The sequence below is a fragment of the Phenylobacterium koreense genome, from assembly GCF_040545335.1.
GTDB classification, from domain to species: Bacteria; Pseudomonadota; Alphaproteobacteria; order Caulobacterales; family Caulobacteraceae; genus Phenylobacterium; species Phenylobacterium koreense.
In genome coordinates this window covers 1,160,296-1,173,848 of record NZ_JBEPLU010000001.1, presented here as the reverse complement: position 1 = coordinate 1,173,848, position 13,553 = coordinate 1,160,296, and the positions used below count along the sequence as shown (strand labels likewise).

Sequence of the window (13,553 nt, the reverse complement as noted above, 5' to 3'; positions counted from 1 at the left end):
GCTTTACGGGGCGTAATCCTGTTTATCTAATTGATTAACATCAATTTTAATGGCCGGGCTTCCCGTACCCAAAATAAGAATTGCGCAGATCGCGTTCCTCCTCCCATGATGGGGAAAACCTAGGCGTGCGGCAAAGAAACGTGCGCCAGACCATTGGGGAGATTAGCTGTGCGATTCACGTACGTGTTCGCGAGTGCGTCTGTGCTCGCCCTAGTTGCTGCGACTTCCGCCTCCGCCCAGAACCAGAGAGCCTCCACGGTCGAGGAGGTGGTGGTCACCGGCTCCTTCATTCGCGGAACGCCGGAGGATGCGGCCCTTCCCGTCGACGTGATCTCCTCGGAAGAACTGCAGAAGCAGGGCTCTCCGACCATGGTCGAGATGATTAAGTCGCTGACCGCCTCGAGCGGTGTACTCGGCGAATCCAACCAGTTCACTTCCGGGCGCGGGCAGGCGTCCGAAGGCGCAGGCTCGGTGAACCTGCGCGGCCTCGGCCCAACGCGGACCCTGGTGCTGCTCAACGGCCACCGGCTCGCGGCCGACGACACGAACGCCTTGCCAATGTCCGCCATCGGCCGGGTTGAGGTGCTGAAGGACGGCGCGGCCTCGACCTATGGCTCGGACGCCATCGGCGGGGTGGTCAACTTCATCACGCGCAAGAACTTCACCGGCGTGGAGGTCAGCGCGGACTACCGCGCGATCGACGGTTCGGACGGCGACTACAGCGCCAGCATCACCGCCGGCAAGGCCTGGGACCGCTTCGACGTGCTGGTGTCGGCCGGCTACCAGTTCCGCGCCGACCTCCCGATCGTCGAACGCGACTGGGCGATGCGGGAGTTCCACGAGAATCCCGAGGCCACCTGGTCTACGGGTTCCAGCCCGATGAGCTTCATTCCCGTCGGGGCGACCTTCACCCCGGTCGGCGCGCGCCGCGCCGACGTCGGCTGTGCGGTCCTGGGCGGCGTCGTCACGGCCGATGGCCTTTGCCGCAGCCAGCCGCTGGTCTGGGACAACATCGTCGACAAGACTCGCTCGGCCCAGATCTACGGCGAGTTCAACGCCGACCTGACCGACACCCTGCGCTTCCATGCGGAAGCCATGTACGCCTACACCGAGACGCCTTCGGTCAACACCACGCCGAGCTACACGACCTCCCGGCCTATCAGCCAGACCGTGCTGCCGGCCGGCTTCACCAATGTCTCGACCTGGGCCACGCCCGCGCCGGACCAGCCGCCCGGCTCAAACTTCTTCTATGTGCCGATCACCAATCCGGGCTTCGCCGCCTATTGCGCGGCCAATCCGACCCAGTGCCCGGCGCCCACCGCCGGGGCCGTGATCCAACTGGCGCAATGGCGTCCCTTCCTGACCGGGGGCAACCCGCTGTTCGGCAACAAAGAGTCCATCCTCTACCGCGAACGGCGCAACCTGCGGCTCTCGGCCTCGCTGCAGGGCGAGACGCCCAAGCTCGGCTTCCTGGGCGAGGCGGGCTGGGACCTCAACACCACCTATGGCCGCTACGAGAGCGAGCGCTACGGCTACGACGCCGTCACCGGCCGACTGCAACTGGCCCTGCGCGGCCTGGGGGGGCCGGCCTGTCCCTGGCAGAACCCGGCCAACGCCGGCAACGCCGCAGCGGGCTGCTTCTACCTGAACCCGTTCTCGAACAGCATTTCGGGCCACCCGATCCTCGGTCTGCAGAATCCCGGTTTCAACCCGGCGCTGGAGAACACCAACAAGGACCTCCTGGCCTGGTTCTTCACCCGAGCGGACGAGCAGTTCACGGTCCAGGAGGTCATCGAGACCAACCTGGTCTTCAATGGCCAGTCGGACCTGACCCTGCCGGGCGGGCAGGTGGGCTGGGCCGTCGGCTTCCAGTGGCTGCGGACGATGTACAACACCGATCCGGACCCGCTTAGCAGCAATGTCGAGACGCCGTGCCCGGACACCCCGATCACCGGTTCGACCACCTGCTTCCCGACCCCGACGTCGCCCTTCGTGTTCCTGGGCAACCTCAATCCGCAGGACCTGAGCCGCGACTCCTATGCTGGGTTCGTCGAGCTCAACGCGCCGATCACCGACAACCTCAACCTGGTGCTCGCGGCGCGATACGAGGACTTCGGCGACCAGGGCGGAACGACCTTCAACCCGAAGGCCTCGGTGCGCTGGCAGGCGCTCGGCTGGCTGGCCTTCCGCGGCTCGGTGGGCACCACCTTCCGCGCGCCGCCGCTGACCTCGCTGGCCCCGGACACCGGCGTTACGCTGCAGAACGTCCTGGGCACGTTCCGGCCCGTCGAGGTGACCGGCAATCCTGAGCTCGAGCCGGAAACCGCCTTCACCTACAGCGTCGGCGCGATCCTCGACATCGGCAACTTCCGGGCGACGATCGACTACTGGGACTTCAAGCTCGAGAAACTGCTGACCACAGAGCCGCTCCAGGCGGTGCTCAACGTGGCGTTCCCGACGGGCACGGGCGTGTGCGACCTGTCCGATCCGTTCATCGCCCAGCACTTCACCTTCAGCGGTCCGTGTTCGGCGGCCAATGTCGCCTCGGTGAAGCTCTCGCAGATCAACGGCCCCGATACCACGACCTCGGGCATCGACGTGCTGGCGACGCTGGACCTTCCGGACGTGATGGGCGGCAATCTGCAACTGGGCAGCAGCCTCAGCTACATCCTCGACTACACCGTCAACGAGCTGGTGATCAGCGGCGTGACCTTCGCTCCCGAGACCGACGCCGTGGGCTTCGCCAACTTCGGCAACAGCCTGGCCTATCCGCTTCCGGAGTGGAAAGCCGAGGCCTATGCCGAGTTCACCCGCGACAGGCACAACCTCCGTTGGACCGTGCGCTACATCGACGGCTACATCGACCAGCGCACGGCGCAGTTCACCAGCACCGCCGCCAACACGCAGGTCTCGCCGACTCCGACGGTTCCGGCCAATGCGGTCACCTATTCCGGGCGGAAGATCGAGGCCTACATCCAGCACGACCTCGCCTATCGCGTGGAACTGCCCTGGGACACGACCGCGACCTTCACGGTCCAGAACGTGTTCGACCGCGATCCGTCCTTTGCGCGGACGGAGCTGAACTACGACGCACTGACCTCGAACCCGCTGGGCCGCACCTTCAAGCTGGGGGTCCGCAAGCGGTTCTGATCCGGTTCGGTGGCCTCGGGACGCCCGAGGCCACCTCTCTCCGATCAGGCGCCCTTGTTCGGCGCCACCAGATACTTTTCTCCGGTCGCGCGCTTGTTGTAGGCGGCGATGACCTCCGGCTTGAGGACCTCGGCTAGGGAGATCTGCGCCGTGTAGTGGCTGGCGAAGGTGGTCTTCAACTCGGCGGCGACGCGGGCCCGCAGCTTGCCGGCGGCCTCCGGGCCGATCTTGGCGAGGAACGGGGTCAGCAGCCAGCCGCTGACGCCCCAGTTGAGGCCGTAGTTGCGGGCCAGCTCCGTCGGCCGGGTGTCCAGGCCGCCATAGATGTAGACCTGCTTGTGCACGGCCGAGCCATAGCGGCTGTATTCGGTGGCCTTGCGGCTGGCGACGATCTCCATGGCCGACAGGATCTGCGAGGCCAGCTTGCCGCCGCCGATCGCGTCGAAGGCCAGGGTGGCGCCGGTGGCGTCCAGCGCCTCGACCAGGCGGTCCATGAAATCCGGCGCGGTCGAGTCCAGAACGTGCTGAGCGCCAATGCCCTTCAGCAGCTCGACCTGCTGCTGGCTACGGACGATATTGACCAGCCCGATGCCATCCTTGGTGCAGATTTTCTGGAGCATCTGCCCGAGGTTGGACGCGGCGGCCGTGTGCACCAGGGCGGTGTGGCCCTCGCGGCGCATGACCTCGGTCATGCTGAGCGCCGTCAGCGGATTGACGAAGCACGAGGCGCCGTCCGCCGGCGTCGCGTCATCGGGCAGCACCAGCACGTCCGCCGCCTTCGCCAGGCGATGCTGCGCGTACATGGCGCCGCCGAGCAGGGCGACGGTCTTGCCCATCAGGCCCTGGGCCTGCGGCGAGGCGCCAGCGGCGATCACGACCCCGGCGCCTTCGTTGCCGACCGGCATCGACTGGTCCAGCCGCGCGGTCAGGGCGCGCAGGAACTGCTGCGGCACGGGCGCGGTCACCACGGCGTCGTCGCCTGAGCCGTTCACCTTGAGCTTGGAGAGGTCGGCCGGGCCCAGCAGCAGGCCAAGGTCCGACGGATTGATCGGCGAGGCTTCGATCCGCACCACCACCTCGTCAGCGCCCGGTTCGGGGATCGGCACGCGCGCCAGGGAAAGTTCCAGTTCGCCGCTGGACTTCACCAGCGAACGCAGTTGCAGGCTCTCGGCCATGGGGGTTCCTCCGATCCCGATTGTTTCTCAAGGCCAAGTAAGGACGGCGCGGCGGCTCGGCAATTCTCCTTTGCGCCGAAGGGCGGGAGGAAGCCGCTGAATCAGTTGTTAACCGCCACGGTCTAGCTTGGCCGTACGATCTTGGTCGGGAAGCATATGGGGCTGAATCCGGATTCTCGCGTCCGCTTCAATCTGGAGCGGGCCTCGGTGCTCCTGCTGGAGGATTCGGGCATGGGGATGGGAATCCTCGTGCAGATCCTCACCGGGTTCGGCGCCAAGGTCCTGCATCGCTGCGAGTCGGTGGCGGAGGCCCAGGAGACGGTGGGCCGGGTCGAGCTGGACCTCGTGATCTGCGACGCCATGCGCGGCGAAGGCTACGAGTTCATCAAGTGGCTGCGGGCCAGCCGGATCGAGCCCAACCGCTACGTGCCGGTCCTTCTCATCTCCGGCCACACGCCGAGCCACGCGGTCGCGAAGGCGCGCGATTGCGGCGCACATTTCATCATGGCCAAGCCGCTGACGCCGATCACGCTGCTCGAACGCATCCTCTGGATCGCCCGCGAGGGCCGGTGCTTCGTGGAGTGCGATACCTATGTCGGCCCCGATCGTCGTTTCAAGAACGCGGGCGTGCCGCCGGGCATGGTCGGTCGCCGGCGCGACGACCTGAAGGGCGAGATCGGCCAGGCCGAGGGCCCCAACATGGATCAGGAACTCATCGACGGCATGGTCAGGACAAGGCGCGTGGAACTATGAGCGGCGGGGTGAAGATCTTCACGCCCTCGGTGCGCCTGGCCAAGCTGCTGCAGGCGCCCGGCGGCTTGCCTGTAACCGTTGCGGTCGCACGCTCGGGCGAGCGGCTCGAAGGCCTCAAGCGCCAATGCGCGGCCGAACTGGAAGCGGCGCTGGAGCAGGCCGAGACCTGCGCCGCGCGGGCGAGGAACGGCTACGACGCGGTGGTCGTGAACGAACTCTACGAGATCGTCTCCAGGCCGATCGGGGTCGCCAGTGTCTCGGGGCTGGATGCGGTCGACACAGTGCTGATCAGCCTGGCCGATCTGGTCGATTACCTGAAGGGCCAGGAATGCTGGGACGCCGAGGCGATCGCCGTCCACCTGGCCGCCTTCCGCCTGCTGCTGCGCGCGCCCGCATCGGACAAGGCCGGGGCCGAGGTGATCCTCGCCGGCTTGCGCAAGGTCACCCAGCGATACGCTCGCTAGACGTCGTCAGGGGGCGAGGCGGTCGGTGATCGTCCAGAGGCCGTCGACGACGGACTTCAGGGAGTCCGGCTCCTGGCCGTCCTTGCTCCACAGGAGGCGCAGGGCGTTGACGTGCACGACGATGGCGACCCAGTCCTGGCGCTGGTGCGTGCGCTGACGATCCACCAGTTCGCAGAGGCTGTAGCAGGCGTCGCAGAGCATGCGCTTGTCGAACACGCCGGCGATGTCGAGGATGGTCGAGGCCTCCTCATAGACGCTGTCGAGACTGGCGGTCTGCTCGCGGCTCATGGCCTCCATGCGCGAGATCATAGCGCCCAGCGACTTCATGGCGTCGCCCGCATAGGCGGCGAGTTCGCGTTGCGCGCGTTCGCTCGCCAGGCCGGCGGTCATGCCGCCCGGCTGGGCGACCTGCTCGGTCAGGCGATATTTGACCCGGACAAATTGTGCTTCGCTCATAGCTGCACCTTCGAAGGTCTCAACAGCATGTCGATATCGGATTGATCCATGTTCGGCGTGGTCGCAGCCCCCACATGACCTGAAAGGTCGTCCTTGCGCCGACCCTTCATGCCGAGCGGCGGCCCGACGTTCTTGAAACGGCGGTCGGGGCCGACATAGCTCGCGGCCACCACCATCTGGCGCTCATCCTTGGCCACCCAGAACACCCGCTGCAGCAGGATCTCGGGGGTGAAGGGCTTGGAGACCACGAAGTTGGCGCCGGAATCGCGGCTCTTTTCCACCATGCTGCGGGCGGCGTGGCCGGTCAGCATGATCACCGGGGCGAACCGGGCCGCGTCCGGCCCCTCTCGGCGCAGCCAGCGGACGAAGTCGTAGCCGTCCATGTCAGGCATGGAGGAGTCGGTGATGATGAGGTCGAGTTCCTGGGTCTTGACGATGTGCATCGCCTCGGCCCCCGAGGCCGCCTTGAACTGCTTGCGGACCCCGAAGCCGCGGAACATCGAGGACAGCGCCTCGAGCGCCTGCGGATTGTCGTCGACCAGCAGGACTACCGAGCGGTCCAGGTTGATCCTGATCTTGGGGTCGAGGGCCATGACCGGACGGTCTCAGAAAAGGTCCAGGTCGCCGGCGTCGGCGCCGGCCGCCTCGGCGCTGACGCCCGACAAGCGCCCCGCCAGGTCGCCGAGGGTCACTCCAGCCACCGCCTGGCGCAGGTCGTAGCCGGCGCTCTCGCCCTGGCTCGACAGGTTGCGGCTGAAGGTCGCCAGGGCCGCCAGATGCTGGGTCAGCACGTCCAGGGTCTGGGCCTCGTGCAGGGCGATCGCCAGCGGCTCGCCGCGCGTGGCGCGCACCAACTGGGTGACGAGGGTCTCCAGGCGGTCGCAAAGCTGGCCTGCATGCTCCAGCTCCTGGGCGATCGACGACAGGACCTCGGGCGCGCGGACGGGGACAGGGCTCATCAGAACAGCTCCACCGATCCCTCGTCGGAGACGAGAGCCGGAACTCTGGCCACAGGTTCGCGCAGATGGGTTAGCTCGGCGTTATCAGTGACCGTCCGCTGCTGGGCGCGGCCGGTGGTCGGCCAGTATCGAACCCGCCGCGCCGAAAGCCCGCCCAGGCTCGATCCGACGACCGGAATACCTTCGTCGCGGAGGAATTTTTCCGCGAAGGCCGCGTTGGACGCGCCGACGTCCGAGAGCCCGCCGAACATCCTCGCGCCGCCGAACAGCTTGGCCTCCAGCCGATCACGGCGCGCGCCGGCGCGCAGCAGGTCGTTGATCAGCAGTTCCATGGCGTAGGCGCCGTAGCGGCGGCCTTCGTCCAGTCCCTCGGCGCGGCCTTCCGGCAGGAGAAAGTGGTTCATCCCTCCGACCCCGGCTTTGGGATCGCGCATGCACACGGCCACGCACGATCCGAGGATCGTGGTCAAGACGACATCCGGATCGTTCGAGATGTGATGCTCGCCCTGCACCACATGGATCCGTCTGCCAGGTCGTCCGGGGACGTTCTCGACGATCATGTGAGGGGGCCGAACACCGCTTCGATCTTTTCCTTCAACGTCTGGGTGGTGAAGGGCTTCACCAGGTAGTTGTTGACGCCGAACTGCACGGCGCGCTGCACGAGCTCGCGGTCCGCGCGGCCGGTCAGCATGATCACCGCCGTCTTGGAGGTCGGGCCGTGGGCGCGGATCGCGCGCAGCAGGCCCAGCCCGTCCAGCTTGGGCATGTTGAAGTCGGTGATCACCAGGTTCGCTGGCCCCTGGATCAACTGGCGCAGGGCCTCCTCGCCGTCCGGCGCCTCGCGGGTGTTGGAGATGCCCAGGGCGTTCAGGCTGGTGCGGATCAGCGAACGCATGGTCTGCTGGTCATCGACGATCAAGGTCTTGATGCTGGCGGCTGCGGGCATCACGCGGTCCTTTGGTGGTCTGCGGCGGAGCAGAGGTTCAATATTGCGGGGCCCATCCGGGAAAGGCCGTACTGCCTTTCGACGGCGCCGATTTCGAAGGCGACCCTCGGCATGCCGTAGACGACGCTTGAGGACTCGTCCTGGCCCAGCGTGCGGGCGCCGGACTGACGCATGGTGAGCAGGCCGGCCGCGCCGTCCCGGCCCATGCCGGTCAAGATTACGCCGACCGTCGGACGGTGCAATTTGGCCATCGATTCGAACAGCACGTCCACCGAAGGCCGGTGGCCGTTGACCGGCTCGCCCGCTCGCAGACGGATGACGGGCTGAGAGACGCCGGCCACTTCCATATGCAGGTCGCCGCCAGGGGCGAGGTAGACGTGGCCGGGGACCAGCCGATCGCCGTCCTTGGCCTCGGTGACATGAGCCCCCGAGATCTTGTCCAGCCGCGCGGCGAAACTCTTGGTGAAGGTCGCCGGCATGTGCTGGGTGATGACGGTCGGCGGGCAGGTGGCCGGAAAGGTCGCCAGGATGGTCATCAGCGCTTCGACCCCACCGGTCGACGAGCCGATCGCCAGGACGCAGTCTGACGCGCGATAGTCGCTGTCCCGCTCGACGGGAGCGGCCGGGCCGCTATAGGGCTTCACCCGCGCGCGGGCGGCGGCCTTCACCTTGGCGGTGAGCTCCGAGAAGGCTTCCTGGGCCGTGACCCCGCCTACCGGCTTGCCGATGCAGTCCACCGCGCCCAGTTCCAGGGCCGCCAGGGTCACGTCGGCGCCGGCCTGGGTGAGGGTCGAGACCATCACCACCGGGGTCGGCCGAAGCCGCATGATCTTCTCGAGGAACTCGATGCCGTTCATCTTCGGCATCTCGACGTCCAGGGTGACCACGTCGGGATTGAGCTTCTTGATCTGCTCGCGCGCCTCGATCGGATCGTTGGCGAAGCCCAGCACCTCGATGTCGGGATCGCGCTTCAGCGCAGCGGCGATCAGGCCGCGCATGGTCGCGCTGTCGTCGACGACCAGGACCCCGATGCTCATCAGGCGGCTCCCTTCAGTGCGTAGGTGGTCAGGCCGGTGGTCTCGAACCGGGACGCGGCGGGTCCGGTGACCCGCTCGGAATGGCCGATATAGAGCGTGCCGCCCGGCTCCAGCATCGGGGCGAAACGGCTCCAGATCCGCTCTTGGGTCGGCTCGTCGAAATAGATCACCACGTTGCGGCAGAAGATGGCGTCGAACTTCCCGCGCATCGGCCATTCGCCGATGAGGTTCAGCTCGCGGAACGCCACCAGGTCGCGCAGGTCGTCCGCGACTTCCCAGCCGCCGGTCGCCTTCCTGAACCACTTGCGGCGCAGGTCCAGCGGCACCGGGGCGACGGCGTCCTCGCGATACACGCCCGCCTTGCCCTCGGCGATCATGTTCGGGTCGATGTCGGTGGCGAGGATCTTCACGTCCAGGCTGGCCGCCTCCGGAAGGGCCTGCAGGACGGTGATGGCCATGGAGTAGGGCTCCTGGCCGTTGGAGCAGGCGGCCGACCAGAGGCGCACGCGGCCGCCCTTGCGCGCCCGCTCGGCCAGGGTCGGCATCACCACTTCACGCAGGTGGTCGAAGTGGTGCGGTTCGCGGAAATAGCGGGTCACATTGGTGGTCAGGGCGGCCATCATGGCCTGGCGCTCGTCCAGACCCTGATTGCCCTCGACCAGGGCGCAATACTCACGGAAGGAGCGCAGGCCCAGCGACCGCAGCCGCTTGGCCAGCCGCGAATAGACAAGCGCGGCCTTGCCCTCGGCCAGCGCGATGCCGGCGTGGCTGTGCAGGATCTGTGCGATCTTGCGGAAGTCCTCGTCGGTGAACAGGAACTCGCCTTCGACCAGGCCGGCTCCGCCCCCCCGGGCGCGCGTGTCGGCGCCGGTCGTCATGCAGCCTCGGCCTCGGTCTCCGGCAGCACGCGGTCCAGCGAGATCAGACTGACCATGCGCCCGTCGATGGCGAACAGGCCCTTCACGAAGGTCTTCACCTGGTCGCAGGCCACGTCCGGGGTAGGCTGCACCATATCGTCGCTGACATTGATGATGTCGCTGACCGCCTCGACCAGCAGGCCGATGGTCCGTCCGCCGATATTGACCACCATGATAACGTGGCGGGCGCTGGGTTCGCTGGTCGTCAGGCCCAGGCGCGCGCCCAGGTCCACGATCGGCAACACCGCGCCGCGCAGGTTGATGACGCCCTTCATAAACGAAGGGGTGCGGGGCAGGGGAGTCGCAGGCGTCCAGCCGCGGATCTCACGCACCTGCATGATATCGACGCAGAATTCCTGGTCGGCGATGCGGAAGGCGATCAATTCGCGGCGCGCGCCGGCGGCCGCCGGGGTCATCGGATCGTTCATGCTCATCCTGCCATTCGCTTTTCGGCCCGAGGGCTCGGCTTGCGTCGGTGCTGGGTGGTGACGAGGGCGTCGACGTCGAGGATCAGGGCGACGCGGCCGTCGCCCAGGATGGTCGCCGCGGCGATGCCTTCGATTTGCTGGTAGTTGGCTTCGAGGCTCTTGATCACGACCTGGCGCTGACCCTGGATCGCCTCGACCAGCAGGGCCGCCTTGCCGCCGCCTTCGCTTTCCACCAGCACGGCCACGCCTTGCGACGGCTCGGTCGGGACGTCGCGGAAGCCGAGGGCCACACCGACGTCGATCAGCGGCACGAAGGTCTCGCGGATGCGGATCACCGCGTCCTTGCCGCCGACATAGTGCACGTCCTCGGCGCGCGGGGTCAGGCTCTCGACGATGGCCGAGAGCGGCGCCACCAGGGTCTGTTCCGCGGCGGTCACGACCATGCCGTCCAGCACCGCCAGGGTCAGCGGCAGGGACATGGTGAACTTCGAGCCCTTGCCCGGCTCCGAGGAGATCGAGATGCGCCCGCCCAGGCCCTGGATCGAGCGGCGGACCACGTCCATCCCCACGCCGCGGCCGGAGACATTCGAAATGGTTTCGGCGGTGGAGAAGCCGGGCAGGAAGATCAGGTTGTCGATTTCCTCGTCCGACAGCACCGCATCTTCGGTGATCAGGCCCTTTTCGACGGCGATGCCGCGGACTCGCGGGCGGTTGATTCCGCGGCCGTCGTCCTGGATCTCGATCACGATGCGTCCCCCGCGGTGCAGGGCCCGCATGTGGACCACGCCCTCGGCCGGCTTGCCGGCCGCTCCGCGCTCGTCGGGCGCTTCCAGCCCGTGGTCGATGGCGTTGCGCAACATGTGGGTGATCGGGTCGGTGAGCCGCTCGATGACGGTCTTGTCGACTTCGGTGTTCTCGCCTTCCATGACCAGCTTGACGCGCTTGCCGACCATGTCGGCGACCTCACGCACCAGGCGGGGCATGCGCTGGAAGACGCTCTTCACCGGCTGGGCGCGGATGGCCATCACGCTGTCCTGGATTTCCCGGGTCAGCAGTTCGAGGTCCTCAAGGCCGAGGACGACATTGGACGACCGGGCCAGTCCGCTCTCCAGGACGCGCTGGGACAGCATGGCCTGCTGGATGACCAGCTCGCCCACGGCGTTGATCAGGCGATCCACCCGGTCCAGGTCGACGCGGATCGTGGCCTGAGGGGCGGCCGCCGTATTGGTGTTGGCCGGCGCTTGGGTCTTGGCGGGCGCGGCGGCCGGAGCAGCAGCGGCCGGCGCGGCTTCAGGCGCAGGTTCAGGCGTGACCGCGACTGGGGCGGCTTCAGCCTCGGGCTCAGGGGTGGCGGCGACCCGCGCGAGCAGGGCGGCGATGTCGAGCGGCTCCTCGGCGCTGCGGCGGGCGAGCTCATCGTCGCTCGACGAGGCTTTCACAGGGGTGGCGGCGGGCTCGGCGGCGTCTTCGCAGCGGATCGAAAGGACGCAGTCGTCCTCGACGAACTCGAATACTTCGCGGATCGAGGCCTCGTCGGCCTCGGTGGTCAGGCGGATGGTCCAGCTCAGATAGGCGTGTTCGGCCTGCATCTGGTCGAGCGACGGCAGGGCGCTGTCGTCCAGCGTCACTTCGCTTTCGCCCAGGCGGGCCAGTTCGCGCAGCACCAGCCCGGCCTCGTTGGCCTTGGCGTACATGCTGGTCTTGGGGGCGAACTCGATGATCCAGGTGGCGCCGGCGGCAGCCTGCGGCTCGTCCAGAGCGACCGGCGGGGGCAGGTCGAAGTCGCCGGCCGCTTCGCCGACAGGCTCGTCGTCGATCGAAACCGCCATCGGCACGAAGCCGAAGTCCTCGTCGCCGAGGTCGCCCTCTTCCTCCATTCCGTCGTCGCCGATCAGCGCCTTCAGTTCGGCGATCATTCCGCTGGAGCGGGCCTCGTCGACCATGGTCCCGTCGCGGGCGGCCGCCACGTGGTCGGCCAGCACGTCGAAGGCGCGCAGCAGCGTCTTGGCGACCTCGTTGGTGAGCTCCATCTTCCCCGAGCGGAGCTCGTCCATCACCGTCTCGAAGACGTGGGCGAAGCGGATCAACTCCTCGAGGCCGAAGGCGCCGGCTCCGCCCTTGACCGAGTGCACGGCCCGGAAGACGGCGTTGATCGTCTCGCCGTCGGCGTCGCCAGTCTCCATCGCCAGCAGACCCTGCTCGGCGTCGGTCAGGAGTTCGTCGCACTCCTGGAAGAAGGTCTGCTTGATGCTCTCGAACGGGTCCAACGGAGCGCTCCGGATCGTGGATGGGTCAGGCGGCGACGCGGCGGACGGCTTCGACCAGCTTCACCGGATTGAAGGGCTTCACGATCCAGCCGGTGGCGCCGGCCGCGCGAGCTCGCTCCTTCTTGGCCGCGTCGCTCTCGGTGGTGAGCACCAGGATCGGCGTCGCCCGATAGTCCGGATTGGCGCGCACGCCCTCGATCACCCCGAAGCCATCCAGGCGGGGCATGTTGATATCGGTGATGACGACGTCGGCGCCGTTGGCCTGCAGGACTTCCAGCCCCTCCACGCCATCCACGGCCTGGATCACGGTGTATCCGGCCTGGACCAGCGCGTGGTTCAGCATTTCCCGCATGGTGCGGCTGTCATCGATCGTCAGAACGGTCTTGCTCACGAGAATCCCCCTTAGACCTCGAATTGCAGCTCGGGCGCGCCGAAAGCGGCCAGTTGTTCTGAAAAGACCGACGACGGTTGATCCACGGTTAAGCTAAGGCTGTCCTCGGCCCAAATTTTCCGCGTAGCCATCAGCACTTGCAGGCAAAGGCCGCCCAGCCGGGTGACCTGGGAAGCGTCGAGGCGCACCGGGCGGCCACGCAGGGCCAGCAACTCGGCCCGCAGAGGCTCGGCCGCCTGCAGGTCAAGGATAGGCGGCAGGCTGACCACCGCCGGCGCTTGCGAATCCGACATCGTATTCCCCCGTGGGCGCCGCCTACTGCGGGCCGTCTAGAACAATCCCCAACCGCCGGGCTGCGGCCTGCGACCTCTGTGCAAGCGCGTGTCCGGCCTCGATCGGGGCCGTATCCTGCCGGGTGACTGGATCCATTCGGGTTAACGGCGCCAGCCGCGATCTTTCGGCCGCGCGGCTGGCCATCCGCAGCAGCGCTTCGCCGGCCTTGCCGAATAGAAGTCCCCCCGGTCTTTCGCTAGAGCGCGCCGTTTTACAATTGGTTACCGGGCGGCGCGCCGCCGCTGAATTTCCGGTTCCGCAAGGTCACTCTTGCGCC

Annotated in this window: 15 protein-coding genes; 3 read left to right on the top strand and 12 right to left on the bottom strand. The window is 67.3% G+C overall.

The window, feature by feature from the left end; translation table 11 throughout:
* The first annotated feature begins 201 nt into the window (after positions 1-201).
* A complete protein-coding gene (locus ABID41_RS05790; RefSeq protein ID WP_331932503.1) occupies positions 202-3,150 on the top strand; it encodes a TonB-dependent receptor domain-containing protein in 2,949 nt (982 codons plus the stop codon).
* Positions 3,151-3,194: 44 nt separating this feature from the next.
* Here the strand turns inward: ABID41_RS05790 and ABID41_RS05785 are convergent, their stop codons facing one another.
* Positions 3,195-4,325, bottom strand: a complete 1,131-nt coding sequence (locus tag ABID41_RS05785) for a zinc-binding dehydrogenase (protein ID WP_331932502.1) — start codon at positions 4,323-4,325, stop codon at positions 3,195-3,197.
* A gap of 156 nt (positions 4,326-4,481) precedes the next feature.
* Here ABID41_RS05785 and ABID41_RS05780 point away from each other — a divergent pair, with 156 nt between their 5' ends.
* Positions 4,482-5,078: a response regulator gene (locus ABID41_RS05780; protein ID WP_331932501.1), complete on the top strand. Its 597-nt coding sequence runs from the start codon at positions 4,482-4,484 to the stop codon at positions 5,076-5,078.
* Positions 5,075-5,542: a hypothetical protein gene (locus ABID41_RS05775; RefSeq protein ID WP_331932500.1), complete on the top strand. Its 468-nt coding sequence runs from the start codon at positions 5,075-5,077 to the stop codon at positions 5,540-5,542. Before ABID41_RS05780 ends, ABID41_RS05775 begins: the two co-directional genes overlap by 4 nt.
* A gap of 6 nt (positions 5,543-5,548) precedes the next feature.
* On the opposite strand, the gene ABID41_RS05770 is transcribed toward ABID41_RS05775, so the two are convergent.
* From ABID41_RS05770 to ABID41_RS05720, 11 genes are read right to left on the bottom strand one after another with little or no spacing between them, the layout of a single operon-like run.
* The gene (locus ABID41_RS05770; RefSeq protein ID WP_331932499.1) at positions 5,549-5,998 is read right to left on the bottom strand and encodes a hypothetical protein; all 450 of its coding nucleotides are present in this window, start codon (positions 5,996-5,998) and stop codon (positions 5,549-5,551) included.
* On the bottom strand, positions 5,995-6,591 hold the full coding sequence (locus ABID41_RS05765) for a response regulator (protein WP_331932498.1): 597 nt from the start codon (positions 6,589-6,591) through the stop codon (positions 5,995-5,997). The genes ABID41_RS05770 and ABID41_RS05765 overlap by 4 nt, the downstream gene beginning before the upstream one ends.
* Positions 6,592-6,603: 12 nt before the next feature.
* Positions 6,604-6,957 carry a hypothetical protein gene (locus ABID41_RS05760; protein WP_331932497.1) on the bottom strand — a complete coding sequence of 118 codons (354 nt, stop codon included), beginning with the start codon at positions 6,955-6,957 and terminating at the stop codon, positions 6,604-6,606.
* On the bottom strand, positions 6,957-7,517 hold the full coding sequence (locus tag ABID41_RS05755; RefSeq protein WP_331932496.1) for a chemotaxis protein CheD: 561 nt from the start codon (positions 7,515-7,517) through the stop codon (positions 6,957-6,959). The genes ABID41_RS05760 and ABID41_RS05755 overlap by 1 nt, the downstream gene beginning before the upstream one ends.
* Positions 7,514-7,903: a response regulator gene (locus ABID41_RS05750; RefSeq protein ID WP_331932495.1), complete on the bottom strand. Its 390-nt coding sequence runs from the start codon at positions 7,901-7,903 to the stop codon at positions 7,514-7,516. Before ABID41_RS05750 ends, ABID41_RS05755 begins: the two co-directional genes overlap by 4 nt.
* On the bottom strand, positions 7,903-8,943 hold the full coding sequence (locus ABID41_RS05745; protein WP_331932516.1) for a protein-glutamate methylesterase/protein-glutamine glutaminase: 1,041 nt from the start codon (positions 8,941-8,943) through the stop codon (positions 7,903-7,905). The genes ABID41_RS05750 and ABID41_RS05745 overlap by 1 nt, the downstream gene beginning before the upstream one ends.
* A complete protein-coding gene (locus ABID41_RS05740; protein ID WP_331932494.1) occupies positions 8,940-9,818 on the bottom strand; it encodes a CheR family methyltransferase in 879 nt (292 codons plus the stop codon). Before ABID41_RS05740 ends, ABID41_RS05745 begins: the two co-directional genes overlap by 4 nt.
* Positions 9,815-10,285, bottom strand: a complete 471-nt coding sequence (locus ABID41_RS05735; RefSeq protein ID WP_414696003.1) for a chemotaxis protein CheW — start codon at positions 10,283-10,285, stop codon at positions 9,815-9,817. Before ABID41_RS05735 ends, ABID41_RS05740 begins: the two co-directional genes overlap by 4 nt.
* Before the next feature lie 2 nt (positions 10,286-10,287).
* Positions 10,288-12,552 carry a chemotaxis protein CheA gene (locus ABID41_RS05730; protein WP_354297284.1) on the bottom strand — a complete coding sequence of 755 codons (2,265 nt, stop codon included), beginning with the start codon at positions 12,550-12,552 and terminating at the stop codon, positions 10,288-10,290.
* A gap of 25 nt (positions 12,553-12,577) precedes the next feature.
* Positions 12,578-12,943: a response regulator gene (locus tag ABID41_RS05725; protein WP_331928877.1), complete on the bottom strand. Its 366-nt coding sequence runs from the start codon at positions 12,941-12,943 to the stop codon at positions 12,578-12,580.
* A gap of 11 nt (positions 12,944-12,954) precedes the next feature.
* On the bottom strand, positions 12,955-13,236 hold the full coding sequence (locus tag ABID41_RS05720) for an STAS domain-containing protein (protein WP_331928876.1): 282 nt from the start codon (positions 13,234-13,236) through the stop codon (positions 12,955-12,957).
* Positions 13,237-13,553: the final 317 nt, after the last annotated feature.

What these genes read in the sequence shown, in the direction of transcription:
- ABID41_RS05735 (WP_414696003.1), bottom strand. Translation starts at nt 10,285, where the DNA reads ATGAACGATCCGATGACCCCGGCGGCCGCCGGCGCGCGCCGCGAATTG.
- ABID41_RS05720 (WP_331928876.1), bottom strand. Translation starts at nt 13,236, where the DNA reads ATGTCGGATTCGCAAGCGCCGGCGGTGGTCAGCCTGCCGCCTATCCTT.
- ABID41_RS05765 (WP_331932498.1), bottom strand. Translation starts at nt 6,591, where the DNA reads ATGGCCCTCGACCCCAAGATCAGGATCAACCTGGACCGCTCGGTAGTC.
- ABID41_RS05755 (WP_331932496.1), bottom strand. Translation starts at nt 7,517, where the DNA reads ATGATCGTCGAGAACGTCCCCGGACGACCTGGCAGACGGATCCATGTG.
- ABID41_RS05740 (WP_331932494.1), bottom strand. Translation starts at nt 9,818, where the DNA reads ATGACGACCGGCGCCGACACGCGCGCCCGGGGGGGCGGAGCCGGCCTG.
- ABID41_RS05775 (WP_331932500.1), top strand. Translation starts at nt 5,075, where the DNA reads ATGAGCGGCGGGGTGAAGATCTTCACGCCCTCGGTGCGCCTGGCCAAG.
- ABID41_RS05770 (WP_331932499.1), bottom strand. Translation starts at nt 5,998, where the DNA reads ATGAGCGAAGCACAATTTGTCCGGGTCAAATATCGCCTGACCGAGCAG.
- ABID41_RS05750 (WP_331932495.1), bottom strand. Translation starts at nt 7,903, where the DNA reads ATGCCCGCAGCCGCCAGCATCAAGACCTTGATCGTCGATGACCAGCAG.
- ABID41_RS05780 (WP_331932501.1), top strand. Translation starts at nt 4,482, where the DNA reads ATGGGGCTGAATCCGGATTCTCGCGTCCGCTTCAATCTGGAGCGGGCC.
- ABID41_RS05760 (WP_331932497.1), bottom strand. Translation starts at nt 6,957, where the DNA reads ATGAGCCCTGTCCCCGTCCGCGCGCCCGAGGTCCTGTCGTCGATCGCC.
- ABID41_RS05785 (WP_331932502.1), bottom strand. Translation starts at nt 4,325, where the DNA reads ATGGCCGAGAGCCTGCAACTGCGTTCGCTGGTGAAGTCCAGCGGCGAA.